Origin of the sequence: Vineibacter terrae, from assembly GCF_008039615.1 — a bacterium.
GTDB classification, from domain to species: domain Bacteria; phylum Pseudomonadota; class Alphaproteobacteria; order Reyranellales; family Reyranellaceae; genus Vineibacter; species Vineibacter terrae.
The window spans coordinates 191239-204300 of sequence record NZ_VDUZ01000001.1 but is presented as its reverse complement, the minus strand read 5'-3'; the positions used below and the strand labels follow the sequence as shown (position 1 = coordinate 204300).

At 68.7% G+C, this 13062-nt stretch carries 15 protein-coding genes; 7 read left to right on the top strand and 8 right to left on the bottom strand.

Features of this window, described 5'->3' with window-relative positions; translation table 11 throughout:
- Positions 1-91: 91 nt before the first annotated feature.
- From FHP25_RS00985 to alr, 3 genes are read right to left on the bottom strand one after another with little or no spacing between them, the layout of a single operon-like run.
- Positions 92-871 carry an ABC transporter ATP-binding protein gene (locus FHP25_RS00985; RefSeq protein ID WP_147845007.1) on the bottom strand — a complete coding sequence of 260 codons (780 nt, stop codon included), beginning with the start codon at positions 869-871 and terminating at the stop codon, positions 92-94.
- Between the two features lie 15 nt (positions 872-886).
- Positions 887-1666 carry an MlaE family ABC transporter permease gene (locus FHP25_RS00980; RefSeq protein ID WP_231712166.1) on the bottom strand — a complete coding sequence of 260 codons (780 nt, stop codon included), beginning with the start codon at positions 1664-1666 and terminating at the stop codon, positions 887-889.
- Positions 1663-2790, bottom strand: coding sequence for an alanine racemase (alr, locus tag FHP25_RS00975; RefSeq protein WP_147845006.1), 1128 nt, complete (start codon positions 2788-2790; stop codon positions 1663-1665). Before alr ends, FHP25_RS00980 begins: the two co-directional genes overlap by 4 nt.
- Before the next feature lie 766 nt (positions 2791-3556).
- On the opposite strand from alr, the gene FHP25_RS00970 reads away from it, so the two are divergent.
- On the top strand, positions 3557-4132 hold the full coding sequence (locus tag FHP25_RS00970; protein ID WP_147845005.1) for an NADPH-dependent FMN reductase: 576 nt from the start codon (positions 3557-3559) through the stop codon (positions 4130-4132).
- 94 nt (positions 4133-4226) lie between these two features.
- On the opposite strand, the gene FHP25_RS00965 is transcribed toward FHP25_RS00970, so the two are convergent.
- On the bottom strand, positions 4227-4607 hold the full coding sequence (locus FHP25_RS00965; RefSeq protein WP_147845004.1) for an SPW repeat domain-containing protein: 381 nt from the start codon (positions 4605-4607) through the stop codon (positions 4227-4229).
- A 165-nt stretch (positions 4608-4772) separates the two neighbouring features.
- Here FHP25_RS00965 and tsaA point away from each other — a divergent pair, with 165 nt between their 5' ends.
- Positions 4773-5249 (top strand): tRNA (N6-threonylcarbamoyladenosine(37)-N6)-methyltransferase TrmO, encoded by a 477-nt coding sequence (tsaA, locus tag FHP25_RS00960; RefSeq protein ID WP_147845003.1) that lies wholly within the window; start codon positions 4773-4775, stop codon positions 5247-5249.
- A gap of 147 nt (positions 5250-5396) precedes the next feature.
- On the opposite strand, the gene FHP25_RS00955 is transcribed toward tsaA, so the two are convergent.
- Positions 5397-6917 carry a replicative DNA helicase gene (locus tag FHP25_RS00955; protein ID WP_147845002.1) on the bottom strand — a complete coding sequence of 507 codons (1521 nt, stop codon included), beginning with the start codon at positions 6915-6917 and terminating at the stop codon, positions 5397-5399.
- Between the two features lie 288 nt (positions 6918-7205).
- Positions 7206-7442, bottom strand: a complete 237-nt coding sequence (locus tag FHP25_RS00950) for a hypothetical protein (RefSeq protein WP_147845001.1) — start codon at positions 7440-7442, stop codon at positions 7206-7208.
- Positions 7443-8182: 740 nt separating this feature from the next.
- Here FHP25_RS00950 and FHP25_RS00945 point away from each other — a divergent pair.
- From FHP25_RS00945 to FHP25_RS00935, 3 genes are all read left to right on the top strand, one after another.
- Positions 8183-8422, top strand: a complete 240-nt coding sequence (locus FHP25_RS00945) for a hypothetical protein (RefSeq protein WP_147845000.1) — start codon at positions 8183-8185, stop codon at positions 8420-8422.
- A 63-nt stretch (positions 8423-8485) separates the two neighbouring features.
- On the top strand, positions 8486-8680 hold the full coding sequence (locus FHP25_RS00940) for a hypothetical protein (RefSeq protein ID WP_147844999.1): 195 nt from the start codon (positions 8486-8488) through the stop codon (positions 8678-8680).
- Between the two features lie 86 nt (positions 8681-8766).
- Entirely contained in the window at positions 8767-8988 is a 222-nt protein-coding gene (locus tag FHP25_RS00935) for a hypothetical protein (RefSeq protein WP_147844998.1), read from the top strand.
- Here the strand turns inward: FHP25_RS00935 and FHP25_RS00930 are convergent.
- Complete coding sequence (locus tag FHP25_RS00930) at positions 8985-9875, bottom strand: LysR substrate-binding domain-containing protein (RefSeq protein ID WP_147844997.1); 891 nt, start codon at positions 9873-9875, stop codon at positions 8985-8987. The two genes, FHP25_RS00935 and FHP25_RS00930, sit on opposite strands and share 4 nt — an antisense overlap.
- Positions 9876-9955: 80 nt before the next feature.
- Here FHP25_RS00930 and FHP25_RS00925 point away from each other — a divergent pair, with 80 nt between their 5' ends.
- Positions 9956-11173: an MFS transporter gene (locus FHP25_RS00925; protein ID WP_218578113.1), complete on the top strand. Its 1218-nt coding sequence runs from the start codon at positions 9956-9958 to the stop codon at positions 11171-11173.
- Between the two features lie 32 nt (positions 11174-11205).
- On the opposite strand, the gene FHP25_RS00920 is transcribed toward FHP25_RS00925, so the two are convergent.
- Positions 11206-12144: a LysR substrate-binding domain-containing protein gene (locus FHP25_RS00920; RefSeq protein ID WP_147844996.1), complete on the bottom strand. Its 939-nt coding sequence runs from the start codon at positions 12142-12144 to the stop codon at positions 11206-11208.
- A 111-nt stretch (positions 12145-12255) separates the two neighbouring features.
- Between FHP25_RS00920 and FHP25_RS00915 the strand changes: the two genes are divergently transcribed.
- Entirely contained in the window at positions 12256-13062 is an 807-nt protein-coding gene (locus FHP25_RS00915) for an acyl-CoA thioesterase domain-containing protein (protein ID WP_218578112.1), read from the top strand.

Below are 13062 nucleotides of genomic sequence, written 5' to 3'. Positions count from 1 at the left end.
GTCCTTGGTACGGAGACCACGAGGGGGGCCCCTCCGCCCCTTCGGGGCACCTCCCCACTGCGTGGGGAGGAAGATTGGATCCGAACCGTCCTCACAGCTTGCGCACCTGCATCTTGATCGGGCCCTCGGCGCGGCCGTGGATGAACTGGTCGACATAGGGGTCGTTCGACTGGTCGATCTCGGCCGTCGCGCCCTGCCAGATCAGCTTGCCTTCATAGATCATGGCGACGCGGTCGCTGATCTTGCGGGCGCTGGCCATGTCGTGGGTGATCGAGATCGCGGTGGCGCCCAGGTCGCGCACGCACTTCACGATCAGGTCGTTGATGACGTCGGCCATGATCGGGTCGAGCCCGGTGGTCGGCTCGTCGAAGAAGATGATCTCCGGCTCGCGTGCGATCGCGCGCGCCAGCGACACGCGCTTCTGCATGCCGCCCGACAGCTCGGCGGGGTACAGCTCGCCGACCTCGGGCGGCAGGCCCACGGCGCCGAGCTTGGCGAGCGCGATCTCCTTGGCCTTGGGCGCCGGCACGCCATCGGCCTGGATCGGCCCGAAGGCGACGTTCTGCCAGACCCGCAGCGAATCGAACAGCGCGCCGCCCTGGAACAGCATGCCGAACTTCTTCATCACGCGGGCGCGGTCGGTGCCGTTGATGCCGACCGTCTCCTCGCCGTCGATCCGCACCGATCCGGCCTCCGGACGCAGCAGGCCCAGGATGCATTTCAGCAGCACCGACTTGCCCGAGCCCGAGCCGCCGATGATGACCAGCGACTGGCCGGCGTCGACCTCGACGTCGATGCCGTCGAGCACTTTCTTGGGCCCGAAAGACTTGCGCACGCCTTTCAGGCTGATCTTGGTCAGGGCAGCGTTCATGGTGCTCGATGAGGCCTAGCGCGCGAAGAACGCTTCCGTGAGGAAGTAGTTGAAGGTGAGGATCAGGATCGAGGCCGAGACCACGGCCGCCGTCGTGGCGGCGCCGACGCCCTGGGCGCCACCCTTGGAGTTGTAGCCCTGGTAGCAGCCCATCAGCGCGATCAGGAAGCCGAACACGGCCGCCTTCACCACGCCCGAGAACACGTCGTCGAACTGCAGGTAGTCAATGGTGTTCTTCAGGTATGTGAGGTCGTTGAAGTCGAGCTTGTAGACCGCCACGAGGTAGCCGCCCAGCACGCCGATGAGGTCGGCCACCAGCACCAGCAGCGGCAGGGTGAGGACGGCGGCGATCAGCCGCGGCGCCACGAGGTAGCGGAACGGGTCGGTCGACAGGGTGGTCAGGGCATCGATCTGCTCGGTGACCCGCATGGTGCCGATCTCCGCCGCCATGGCGGCGCCGACGCGGCCGGCAACCATCAGGCCGGCCAGCACCGGTCCCAGCTCACGGGTCAGGGATACCACCACCACCTGCGGGATGGCGGCCTCGGCCGAGAAGCGTGCGAAGCCGGTGTAGCTCTGCAGCGCCAGCACCATGCCGGTGAAGATCGCGGTCAGTCCCACCACCGGCAGCGAGTAGTAGCCGATCTCCAGCATCTGCCGCACGATCTGCTGGCGGTAGTAGGGCGGCCGGAAGCCCTGCACGACGGCCTGGGTGGCGAACATCGTGACCGAGCCCACCAGCGTCATGAACGCCAGCGTCATGCGGCCCAGCAGCGTCAGGGGCGCCAGGGTCACGGCGCGGCCCCGACATAGGCCCGATGGTAGCGGTTGCCCAGCGAGGTCAGGACCTCGTAGCCGTTGGTATGCGCCTTCTCGGCGATCTGGTCGGGGGTCTGGTGGGGGCCGATCAGCTCGGCGAAGGCGCCGGGGCGGACGGAAGCCTCCGGCAGATCGGTGACGTCAACGGTGAGGAGGTCCATGGATACGCGGCCGACGACTCGTGCCAGATGGTTGTCGATGACGACCTCGCCACGGTTTCCCAGGACACGCATGTAGCCGTCGGCATAGCCCGCCGCGACCACCGCGATCCGGCTGGGCCGCGCCGAACGCCAGTCGTGGTTATAGCCAACCCCGCTCATGGCATCAATTTGCCGGACCTGCAGGATCCGGGCCGACAGCGTTGCGGCCTGGCGCATGGGATTGGCGGCGCCCGGCGTCGGGTTGATGCCGTAGAGCGCCGCGCCGGGCCGCATCAGGTCGAAGTGGAAGTCGGCGCCCAGGAACACGCCCGACGAGTTGGCCAGCGATGCCGGGGCGCCCGGCATGCGCGAGACGAAGGTGCGGAAGCGCTCGAGCTGCTGGCGGTTGATCGGATCGGCCGGCTTCTCGGCCGACACCAGGTGGCTCATCAGCAGCGCCAGGCGCAGGCCGCGCAGCCGCATGCGGTCGTTGACCAGCAGCGCCGCTTCCTCGGCGGCGAGCCCCAGCCGGTTCATGCCGGTGTCGAGATGCACCACGGCGTCCAGCGGCTGGGCGTAACGCTGCGCCGCCGAGCGCCAGGCCGAGACCTGGCCCAGGTCGTTCAGCGCCGGCACCAGCCCCAGCGCCACGAAATCGGCGTCGGCGCCCGGCGGCAGGCCGTTGAGCACGCAGATCCAGGCTTCCGGCACGGCCTCGCGCAGGGCGACGCCCTCGTCGGCATGGGCGACGAAGAAGTGCCGGCAGCCTTCGGCGAACAGGCGCTGCGCGATCGGCTGCGCGCCCAGGCCGTAGCCATCGGCCTTGAGCACGGCGGCGCAGTCCACCGGGCGCCCGGCGACGCGGCCGAGGTCGCGCAGGTAGCGCCAGTTGGCGGCGACGGCGTCGAGGTCGACGGTCAGGACCGCGTCCGCGAGATGGGCAGGAGGAAAGGGCGGCATCGGCCGTGTATGGGGCAAAAGGTTTGGTGCATCAATACGATGTGGTGCGAAGGTAGCGCTGTCATCCTTGGTCTCGGTCATCCCGGTCGATCCTGGCCGCCGGGTGAAAATTTACGGCGCCGGATATACCGGAAACGCGATTCGCCAATGTTTGCAGAGGCTTGGACGATCCTCGAAAACTACCGGAAATTACCGGAAACCTCCCGGGTCATTCGGTGCGTGACTCTCGGGGCACGGCGCAATCATGGTGGCTGTCATCTGTCCGACCCGATAACGGTGGAAAACGATGCTGCCTGGTGGCTGCAGCCAGCGCAAACGCCCGTCCTGTGTGTCCGGCGGCGGGCTCCGTGGCGTGGAGCAGACGACAGCGCCCGAGATACCGACCCGGCGGCGGTCTTGCCCCCTGGCGACGCAGGGCATTCGCATATGACCTCGCTGTCATCTCGAGCGCCCCCTTCGACAGGCTCAGGAGAGGGATCTCCTGCGGCAAGGCGCACGGTGCGCCATTCGCGGGAGATCCCTCGCTACGCTCGGGATGGCGGTAGGGGCATATGCGAATACCCTGCCTGGCGACGGGACCCACGACACACCCATGATCCCCGGCGACGGGAACGCGAGCACCAACGATATCTATATATTATTCTCTACAGAAGATCAATAATTTTCCTGCTGCTGTGCCCGATACGCCGGGCCGGCCTTGTCGCGGTTGAAAGTGCGCGGCGCCCTGGGCAGGGTGCGCCGGCCAGTTATCCGGAGGGAGACCCTGATGAGCCAAGGTCCGATCACTGTTGCCGGCCTCTGCGGCAGCCTGCGCAAGGCGTCGTTCAACCGCATGGCGCTCGCCGTCTTCACGCAGAACCTGCCGCAGGGGGTGACGGTGGCACCGGTCGAGATCGGCGCCTTCCCGCTCTACAACCAGGAGATCATGGAGGCCGGTGTGCCGGCGGCCGTGGCCCAGGCGCGCGACACGATCCTGGCCGCCGATGCCGTGGTGATCGCCACGCCGGAGTATAACTACTCGACCTCCGGCGTGCTGAAGAACGCCATCGACTGGCTGTCGCGCACCACGCCGCAGCCCTTCGCGGCCAAGCCGCTGGCGCTGCTGGGCGCGTCCATGGGCATGCTGGGCACGGCGCGGGCGCAATACCACATTCGTCAGATCATGGTGTTCCTCGACGGCCGGCCGATCAACAAGCCCGAGGTGATGATCGGCGCTGCGCACACCAAGTTCGGGCCCGACGGCACGCTGAAGGACGAGATGGCGGTGAAGCTGATCACCGACCTGGGCGCCGCCCTGGTGCGCGAAATCCATCGCCACCGCGCCGCCGCCGCGGCGGGGTGATCGCTTTTTAGGACCGCGCGCGTCCACGCGCGCTCGTGGTCCGGCGCTGCCGCGCCGATGCGTGTGTGGACACGCGCGGTCCTAAAGACCGCGCCTACGACTTCGCCGCGGTCTCGGCGCGGGTCGTGTCCTGCCAGAACTCCATGGCGGCGAAGATCGCCACCAGGGCGCCCAGCGCGAAATGCCAGTAGCGCAGCATGCCGGCATCGGCATAGTCGAACACAAAGGGTGAGGCGATCATCCAGATGCCGCAGACAAAGCCGGTCGCTTCCTCCCAGCGCTCCAGCGCCAGCATCTCCAGCGCCGCCAGGGCGCACACGATCAGGCCGACGATGACCGCATTCAGGACCACGCTCTGGACGTGGCCGGTCTCGCCCGGCATCAACCAGGGCGACACCACGATGAGCGCGCCGAACGCCACCATGGCCCAGTCTTCCCACGCCCTATGCGTACCCAACATTCGCATGGTGACCATGGACCCCTCCTTGGACGAGCGTCAAGGCATGCGCCGCCCGCCCCGGAGTCCGTCTGCGTCGATATCGCCGGTACGAACCCCATGGCGGTCGTTCGTACACCCGACCGTCAGGACATGGGTACGATTCAGCCGGCCGGCAAGATGCCGGTCAGGTAAGGTTGCGCCATGAACGACCCGATCACTCCCGATCCCCTCCCGGTGCTGCGGCCGATCGGCCGCATCGCGACACCGTTCAGGACCGTGGCCGACTGCCCGCGCAACGGTCGCCAGATCGAGCCGGCGCCGGTCTGCCACGTCACGGTGTTCGGCGCCTACCTGCCCGGCCTCGCCAGCCTCGAGACCTTCTCGCACCTGATCCTGCTCTATGCGCTGCATGAGGTGCGTGCCGCCGAGCTCACCTTCACGCCGCCGTTCGACGGCACGTCGCGCGGCGTGTTCGCCACGCGCGCGCCGCGGCGGCCCAACCCGATCGGGATGGCGGTCGTCGCCTTCGACGGCTTCGCCGCGCCCGACACGCTCAAGGTGCGTTACCTCGACTGCGTCGACGGCACGCCGCTATTGGACATCAAGCCCTATCTGCCCAGCACCGACAGCGTGCCCGAGGCCGACATGGGCTGGCTGAACAGGCACCGGACGCGGTGAAATCCCTCTCCCGTTTTACGGGAGAGGGAGGGGCCCACGCGAAGCGTGGGAGGGTGAGGGCCTGCGGACGAGGTGTGGTGCGTGAAGCCCTCATCCGACCGCCGCTGCGCGACGGCCACCTTCTCCCGCTTGCGGGAGAAGGAAGACTCAATACTGGTCCTGGACGTAGCTGTCGTCGGCGGGCAGGTTGTCGAACTTGGTGATGGCGCCCTCGAAGCGCAGGCGCACGATGCCGGTGGGACCGTGGCGCTGCTTGGCGACGATCGCCTCGGCCTTGCCGTAGGCCTGCTCGCAGCGCTGCTTCCACTGGTCGTGGCGCTCGTTGAAGCGCTCGTCGCTTTCGTCGGGGCGGCGCGCCGGCTCGGCCCGCGTCAGGTAGTACTCCTCGCGATAGACGAACATCACGACGTCGGCGTCCTGCTCGATCGAGCCTGATTCGCGCAGGTCGGCCAGCTGCGGCCGCTTGTCCTCGCGCTGCTCGACGGCGCGGCTGAGCTGCGACAGGGCGATCACCGGCACGTCCAGCTCCTTGGCCAGCATCTTCAGCCCGCGCGTGATCTCGGAGATCTCCTGCACCCGGTTGGCCTCGCGGCCGCGCGAGGCGCCCTGCAGCAGCTGCAGGTAGTCGATCACCAGCAGGCCGAGCCCATGCTGGCGCTTCAGCCGCCGCGCCCGCGTGCGCAGCGCCTGCACCGTGAGGCCCGGCGTGTCGTCGATGAACAGCGGCATCATCTCGAGCTCGCGGCTGCAGGCCAGCACCTGGTCGAAGTCGCGCGCGTTCATCTCGCCGCGGCGGATCTTCTCCGACGACACCTCGGCGCGCTCGGCCAGGATGCGGGTGGCGAGCTGCTCGGCCGACATTTCCAGCGAGAAGAAGCCGACCACCGCGCCGTCGGCCACCTTGGCCTGCTGGCTCTCGTCGAACTCCTCACGGTAGCTGCGCGCGGCGTGGAATGCCATGTTCGTAGCCAACGCGGTCTTGCCCATGCTGGGTCGTCCGGCGAGGATGATCAGGTCGCTTCGGTGCAGGCCGCCCATCAGGTGGTCGAGCGCATGCAGGCCGGTGGCCACGCCGGTGAGGCCGCTGACGCGCTTGTAGGCGCTCTCGGCCTGCTCCACCGCCTCGGTGATCGCCATCTTGAACGGACGGAAGCCGCCTTCGATCTGGCCGGCCGAGGCGAGCTCGTAGAGCTTCTTCTCGGTCATCTCGATCTGCATCGTCGCCGGCGTCTCGATGTCGCGCGCGAAGGCGTCGTTGACCATCGTCTCGCCGACATCGATCAGCTGGCGGCGCAGGAACAGGTCATGGATCTGCCGGCCATAGTCGCCGGCGTCGATGATGCTGATGGCGGCGGCGGCGAGGTCGGCGAGGTAGTTCTGGCGGCCGGCCGCGACCAGGGTCTCGTCGGTCTCGAAGAAGGTGCGCAGCGTCTTGTAGTCGACGACCTGGTTGCGCTCGATCATGCGCGCGGCGGTGTCGAAGATGCGCCCATGCAGCGGGTCGGCGAAATGCTCCGGCTTCAGGAAGTCCGAGATGCGGTTGTAGGCCAGGTTGTTGACCAGGATCGCGCCCAGCAGCGCCTGCTCGACCTGGAAGTTGTGCGGCGGCTCGCGCAGGTGCGGATCATTGTCCGGGGCGGGCTGGCCGGAGGGGTACACGGAATCCATGCGCGCAACCTAGCCGCCGCCGCGCGGCGCGCAATGCGTAAGAGGGGCCTGTGTCGTCCAATGCGCAGCGGGCTGTGTTTATCGGGGATGCGCGACCCGGGGGCGCGATTACCTGTGAGTAAATCGACGCGAAGCGCCGCTCGCCTCATCCTTTGGTCCCGCGCAAGGTCGCATGCCACAGGAGCCGGATCGTGAGGCCTCACCAGCGCCCGTATCGACCGACGCCCGGACCGCCGCTGGACGAGGCGAATGGCACCCTGGTCATAATTCGCTGCCGCTGCCTGCCCATCAGGGCAGCGAGCTGCTATCCCGCGACTGTCGTGCCAGGTCGCTGCACCATGTCTTGGCAGCGGCAAGGTCGCGGGTCAGCCCTGTGTATTTCCCGCCGCGATAGCAGCCATACTTGCCGGCCAGCGGAGAGCCCTGCGGATAGGCGACGATCCGATAGGTCCGGCCGCCCAGCACTGCCGTGTGGGTGCCGTATTCGCTGACCCATGAAGGTGCCGGGCTCGATACCTGCGGCATGCCTGCTGCCGTTTCGGAACCCGGTTGCCGTGACGTCACGGCCGAGCATTTCGTGCATACGAAGAGCTGGAGCTCCCATGGCAGCCCTCGTGTGGGATGAGGTTGTCGTCCCGCAAACATCGTGCTCGCGCCACAGCGGTCACAGGCTGGGCGGATCGGGCTAATGCCGAGAGGAAGTCGCATCTGTGTCTGTCCATCCGGGTCGTTCTTGTTCTGGCAGGCTCGGCCACCCGTCACGTCGCTGTCCTGAAGCGTTCCACGCCCGTCCGTCTCACGCATGAGGCAGCGCTGCGAGCGAAAGGGCATCGTGGCTCGCCCAAGTGACGAGCTCCTCGATCTCGCTCCGCGACCACAAAGGGGCCGTGCTGGGGCCGGCACCGGCCGTAGCGGTGAACCCGATCTTCACCGCATCTTCGGGCTGACTCTCCCAATACACCTAAGGTTAAGTGCTCGCTTTTTTCATATTGGAAGCAGCCACGGTACTGGTACGCGTTTCAGATGAAGCGCACAAACGAAATAAATCGCCGTCGAAGCGCCTGCCTCGGCTTGAATATACGGTCGCCAGAAGGAGGCAGGCCAAGGGGCCTCGGCACCATCGGATGCAAATGTTGCGCATGCCGATTTATGTGCGTTCCGTGAGCCTGAAAGGGGTGCTACAAACCCGGCGACAGCGTCGGCTCTCGCGTCGCGGGCGTCTTTCTGATGCCGTGCCTGCCCACATACCCATGAGGAGTGCTGTCATGACCACGACCGAGGAGCGAGAGGCGGAGCGCCGTCATCGTGGCCTGGTCCGCTCGAGCGCACAGAGGAAAGACGCGCTATTGAAGGAGCTGGCCGAAGAGCGCCAACGGGAAACTGCACGGCTGCGTGACGCGGATGCTGCCAGGACCGCTCGGCTACGTGCGCTTCGCTTGGCCAAGGAAGCGGCCGAATCGACGCCGGCGGTCCAAGATGCCGATGTCCCGCGGCGGCGGGAGTAAAGCCGCCGCATGTAGCGTCCATCCGCTGCCGAGTGCGGCCCTCATCAACGTCGAAGGTGCTCGATGGCCTTCAAGCCCAACTACGGCCTTCAGCGCGCCGATCGCGCCCGCGCCCGCGAAGCCAAGCGTGAAGAAAAGCTGAGGCAACGGCAGGAGCGGTCCGACGAGCGCAAGGCTGCCGCGGCGGCCGCCACGCCGGAGCCCGACGGCAAGGCTCATGCTCCCGCCGAGCGGCGCGGTGAGCCTGGCAAGGACTGAGGCAGCGCGCGACGCGCGCCGGCATGGTATGATTGTTCAGTTGCACCGAAGTCCGCCACGGGCGGTCAGAGCCTCTGGAAATTTTGATGGCCCGTCAGAAGATCAACAGCGAGTTCACGGCATTCGATGTCGTCTACGAGGACGGCTCGCGCAGCTCGAACCGGAAGGTCGCCAGCTCGGAGGTGGCCGGACCGAACGGCCACGCAGTGGCAAAGGCGATCATCGAAGCGCAGGACCGTAAGATCGCAGAGCTTTCAGGCCGCCCGCGGGGTGCGATCAAGTCGATCACGCGATCGACAGGCCGCTAGGACACCACACGCTGCATCAGTTCAGCTGCGGAAATCGCCAGCGGCTCGCCGATCTCCTCGACGATCAGGGCGGCCAGCGCGTCGATTGGGGGCGATGCTGCCGCGCGGTTGCGCGCCAGGCTGACCTCGAGGGCCGGCAAGGCGGGCAGGCCGGCATCTGATATGATCCGCAGGTCGGGCGGCACGCTCGTGCGGGCCAGGACGGCCACCGCCAGCCCGGCCCGCGCGGCGGCCAGCAGGCCGGCCATGCTCGGGCTTTCGTAGGCCAGGCGGATCGCGCGGTCGCTGCGGGTAAGGGCGCGCAGCGCATGGTCACGGCCGACGCAGCCGGGCTGGTACAGCGCCAGCGGCAAAGGGTCGTTCTGCTCGGGCCACGCTGATGGCGAGGCGATCCACACCAATGGCTCGCGGCGCAGCACGTCGGCGTCCTGGCCGGGCCCGCGCGTCACGATCGCGAGGTCGATCGCGTTGTCCGCCAGCGCCGGAAACAGCCCGGCGCTCTCGGCGCAGGTCAGCTCCACCGCGACCCGGGGATGGCGCTCGGCGAAGCGCCGCAGCAGGGCAGGCAGGAAATGGACATAGTCGTCCGGGGTGCCCAGGCGCACGATACCCGGCGGCTCGTTCCGGGCCAGCCCGGCACGCGCCTCGCTCTCCAGCGCCAGGATGCGCCGGGCATAGCGCGCCAGGCTCTCGCCCGCCGGCGTCAGGCGCACACGCCGTGCCGCGCGCACGAACAGCATCCGGCCGGCGATCTCCTCGAGGCGCCGCGCCTGCATGCTGACCGCCGACTGGGTGCGCCCCAGGCCGGACGCCGCCCGGCTGAAATTGCCGCCATCGGCCACGGCGACCAGCAGGCGCAGGAGGTCGAGGTTGAAGCGCTCGCTCATGGTCAAGTATAAATCGATTTGAAGTATCTATTCAAATCTATTCATTTGCTTGAAGTATCGGGCTGGACGACCATCCCGACATGCCTGCCGCTCGCCCGACACCGCCGTCCTGGATGACCGCCCTGATCTGCGGTTCGCTGGTCATCACCCTTTCCATGGGCGTGCGGCAGGTCTCCGGGCTGTTCCTGCGGCCCGTTACTGACGATCTCAATTTTTCACGTGAAATCTTTGGATTAGCAGTCGGTCTTCAAAATTTGGTTTGGGGGTTGACGCAGCCGGTCGCGGGCCTCCTGGCCGATCGCCTGGGGGCGCGCTGGGTCGTGGTCGGGGCCGGCGTCTGCTACGCGCTGGGGCTGGGCCTGGCCGCCGTGGCGCCGGACAGCGTGCTGTTCGTGATCGGGCTGGGCGTGCTGGCAGGACTGGGCCAGAGCGGCACGACCTTCGCCGTGATCCTCGCCGTCATCGGCCGCCTGACGCCGCCGGCGCAGCGCAGCCGTTGGCTGGGCGTGGGATCGGCGGCCGGCTCGGTCGGCATGTTCGTGATGGTGCCGGCGACGAGCATCCTGCTGGACCTTGTCGGCTGGCGCAGCGCCATGCTGATCCTGGTGGGGCTGGTGGCGATGATGGCGCTGCTGGCGCTGGGGCTGGATGAGGCACGGGAGCCGCAAGCCGCCGATACCGGCACCGGCCGCGGCGCCGTCGCGGTGGCGCTGGCCGACCGGGACTACTGGCTGCTGAACCTGGGGTTCGCGAGCTGCGGCTTCCAGCTGGCGTTCGTCGCCACCTACCTGCCCACGATGCTGACCGACGGCGCCTTGTCCACCGCCCTGGCCGCCGGCGTGCTGGCCTGCATCGGGGCCTTCAACATCCCGGGGACGTACCTGGCCGGGGCGGCGGGGGGCCGCTGCCGCAAGACCCGGCTGCTGGCCGTGCTGTACCTGGCGCGCGGCGCGGCGATGGCGGGCTTTCTGGCGCTGCCGTTGTCCAGCGCCTCGGCGCTGGTCTTCGCCGCCTTGTTCGGGTTGTTGTGGACCGCCACGGTGCCGCTGACGTCGGGGCTGGTCGCCGATCTGTGGGGCCGTCGCGACATGGGGCTGCTCTTCGGCCTGGCGATGGTGGGCCACCAGCTCGGCGCCTTCGCCGGCGCCTGGACCGGCGGCTTTGTCTTTGACCGCACCGGCAGCTTCATGCCGGTCTGGCTGGTGGCCATTGGGCTGAGCCTCACGGCCGCGCTCTGCCATGCCGGTTTGCGCGAGCAGGCGCGGCCCTGCGCGCTGCAGGCGGGCGCGGCCGGCTGAAGGTCGCCGAGCCGCATCTGTGCCGCCCGGCCCTAGCCGCCGCTGGCCTGACGCACGGCCTCGATCAGCCAGCGGCGGAAGGCGCTGATGCGGCGGTCCGCGGCCTGCTCGGGGCGGCAGACGAAGTAGAGCGTGCTGGTGCGCTGTCCGCGGCCCTCGAACGGCATCACCAGCCGGGTGCCGAACCCGCTGCGGCCACGGATCAGCGGATGCATGGCCAGCGCGACGCCGAGGCCCTGCTCGGCGGCGTCCAGCGCGGCGGGGACGGCGTCGAACCACAGATGGCCGCGCGGCTCGAGCGACGGCAGGTTCATTTCCTTCAGCCATGCCGGCCAGCTCTGTGGCTGCTGCGCGACATGGATCAGCACGTGGCGCGACAGGTCGGCCGGCGTCTTGAGGCCGGCCCGCGCCAGGCGGGGCGCGCATACCGGCTGGCTGTAGACGTTGGCCAGCGGCTCCAGACGCAGGCCCGCCGCACGCTCGCGGCCGTAGCGGATGGCGACGTCGACGCCGGCGCTGTCGAAGTCGGCATATTGATGGGTCGCCTCGATGTGCAGGGTCAGGTCGGGATGGCGGCGCGCGAACGTGGCCAGCGCCGGGATCAGCACGGCGCTGGTGAAGAACGGCAGCGAGCTCACCCGCAGCTCGCGCGGGCCGCCGCGGCCGCGCCGGTGCAGGTCGCGGCCGGCTTCGTCGAGCAGCGACAGGCCAGCGGCCGCGGCACGCAGGTAGCGCTCGCCGTCCGGCGTCAGCCGCACCGACCGTCCGGCGCGCGCGAACAGGCGCACACCGAAACGTTCCTCCAGGCCGCGGATCTGGTGGCTTACGGCCGAGGGCGTGATTGCCAGCTCCTGCGCGGCGCGCCGGAAGCTGAGATGCGTCGCGGCCCGTTCGAAGGCCAGCAACGCCGACAATGGCGGGATCGCATGCGCCGCCGACAGGTGGTCGGACGAGAGATGAGCAGATTTCATCTTGAGTGAGGATCGGCCTTTTGCTGCGCCATCCAGATTTGGCCAGATTGCCTGATCGATCAAGCTGGCTCATCGCTCGCAGCGGCGGTCGGGGGACACGAGGAGGCTTCGTTGGGCGTATTCGAGCGCGACCCGCAAAGCGGGACCTACATGCCGTCGCCGCTGGCCAGCGGTCCGTTCGCCGGCCTGCAGGGCGGTGCCGTGGCGGGATTGCTGACGGCCGAAATCGAGGCGCAGGCGGGGCAGCAGGGCTGGGGCAGCGCGGTGAGCGCCGCCGCCTGGTTCTTCCGGCCGGCGCCCAGGGCACGGCTGCGCACGCGGCTCACCATCGTGCGTGCCGGCGGCCGCGTCGCGGTGGTCGACAACACGCTGTGGCCCGACGGCGAGGCCGATCCATGCGTCACCGTGCGCGTGACGCTGGCGCGCGAGCGGGCGATCGACGTGCCGGCGATCGATGTACTGGCGTTCGACGGGCCGGTGTTCGACGGCGCCGGGCCGGTCGCCGTCGATCCGGCGCGTTGGCCGCTGCGCCGGACGGCGCCGCCGCATGGCGGCCCCTGGTTCATGGATGCGATGGAGGTGCGTCAGGGTGACGGCGTCGCCTGGTTCCGCCTGACCGCCGAAGTGGTCGACGGCGCCGGGCCGCTGGCGCGGGTGCTGGGGCCGGCCGACTGGGCCCATGGCATCGCGCGGCCGCTGTCGAACGTCCTTGCCGACCCCAACCCCAACCTCACGGTGCATCTTTTCCGACCGCCGCGCGGCGACTGGATCGGCGTGCGGCCGCAGGCGCGGTGGGTGCCGTCACGCGGCCTGGGCATGGGCAGCGGCACCCTGATGGACGTCGAGGGCGAGATCGGTTGCGTGTCCATGGCCGTGGCGCTGATGCCGTTGCCCCGGCCGGCGCCGGTGGAGGCGTAG

Bases quoted from the DNA above. Each gene is read 5' to 3' on its own strand.
- FHP25_RS00985 (WP_147845007.1), bottom strand. From the start codon at position 871: ATGAACGCTGCCCTGACCAAGATCAGCCTGAAAGGCGTGCGCAAGTCT.
- alr (WP_147845006.1), bottom strand. From the start codon at position 2,790: ATGCCGCCCTTTCCTCCTGCCCATCTCGCGGACGCGGTCCTGACCGTC.
- FHP25_RS00970 (WP_147845005.1), top strand. From the start codon at position 3,557: ATGAGCCAAGGTCCGATCACTGTTGCCGGCCTCTGCGGCAGCCTGCGC.
- FHP25_RS00965 (WP_147845004.1), bottom strand. From the start codon at position 4,607: ATGGTCACCATGCGAATGTTGGGTACGCATAGGGCGTGGGAAGACTGG.
- tsaA (WP_147845003.1), top strand. From the start codon at position 4,773: ATGAACGACCCGATCACTCCCGATCCCCTCCCGGTGCTGCGGCCGATC.
- FHP25_RS00955 (WP_147845002.1), bottom strand. From the start codon at position 6,917: ATGGATTCCGTGTACCCCTCCGGCCAGCCCGCCCCGGACAATGATCCG.
- FHP25_RS00950 (WP_147845001.1), bottom strand. From the start codon at position 7,442: ATGCCGCAGGTATCGAGCCCGGCACCTTCATGGGTCAGCGAATACGGC.
- FHP25_RS00945 (WP_147845000.1), top strand. From the start codon at position 8,183: ATGACCACGACCGAGGAGCGAGAGGCGGAGCGCCGTCATCGTGGCCTG.
- FHP25_RS00940 (WP_147844999.1), top strand. From the start codon at position 8,486: ATGGCCTTCAAGCCCAACTACGGCCTTCAGCGCGCCGATCGCGCCCGC.
- FHP25_RS00935 (WP_147844998.1), top strand. From the start codon at position 8,767: ATGGCCCGTCAGAAGATCAACAGCGAGTTCACGGCATTCGATGTCGTC.
- FHP25_RS00930 (WP_147844997.1), bottom strand. From the start codon at position 9,875: ATGAGCGAGCGCTTCAACCTCGACCTCCTGCGCCTGCTGGTCGCCGTG.
- FHP25_RS00925 (WP_218578113.1), top strand. From the start codon at position 9,956: ATGCCTGCCGCTCGCCCGACACCGCCGTCCTGGATGACCGCCCTGATC.
- FHP25_RS00920 (WP_147844996.1), bottom strand. From the start codon at position 12,144: ATGAAATCTGCTCATCTCTCGTCCGACCACCTGTCGGCGGCGCATGCG.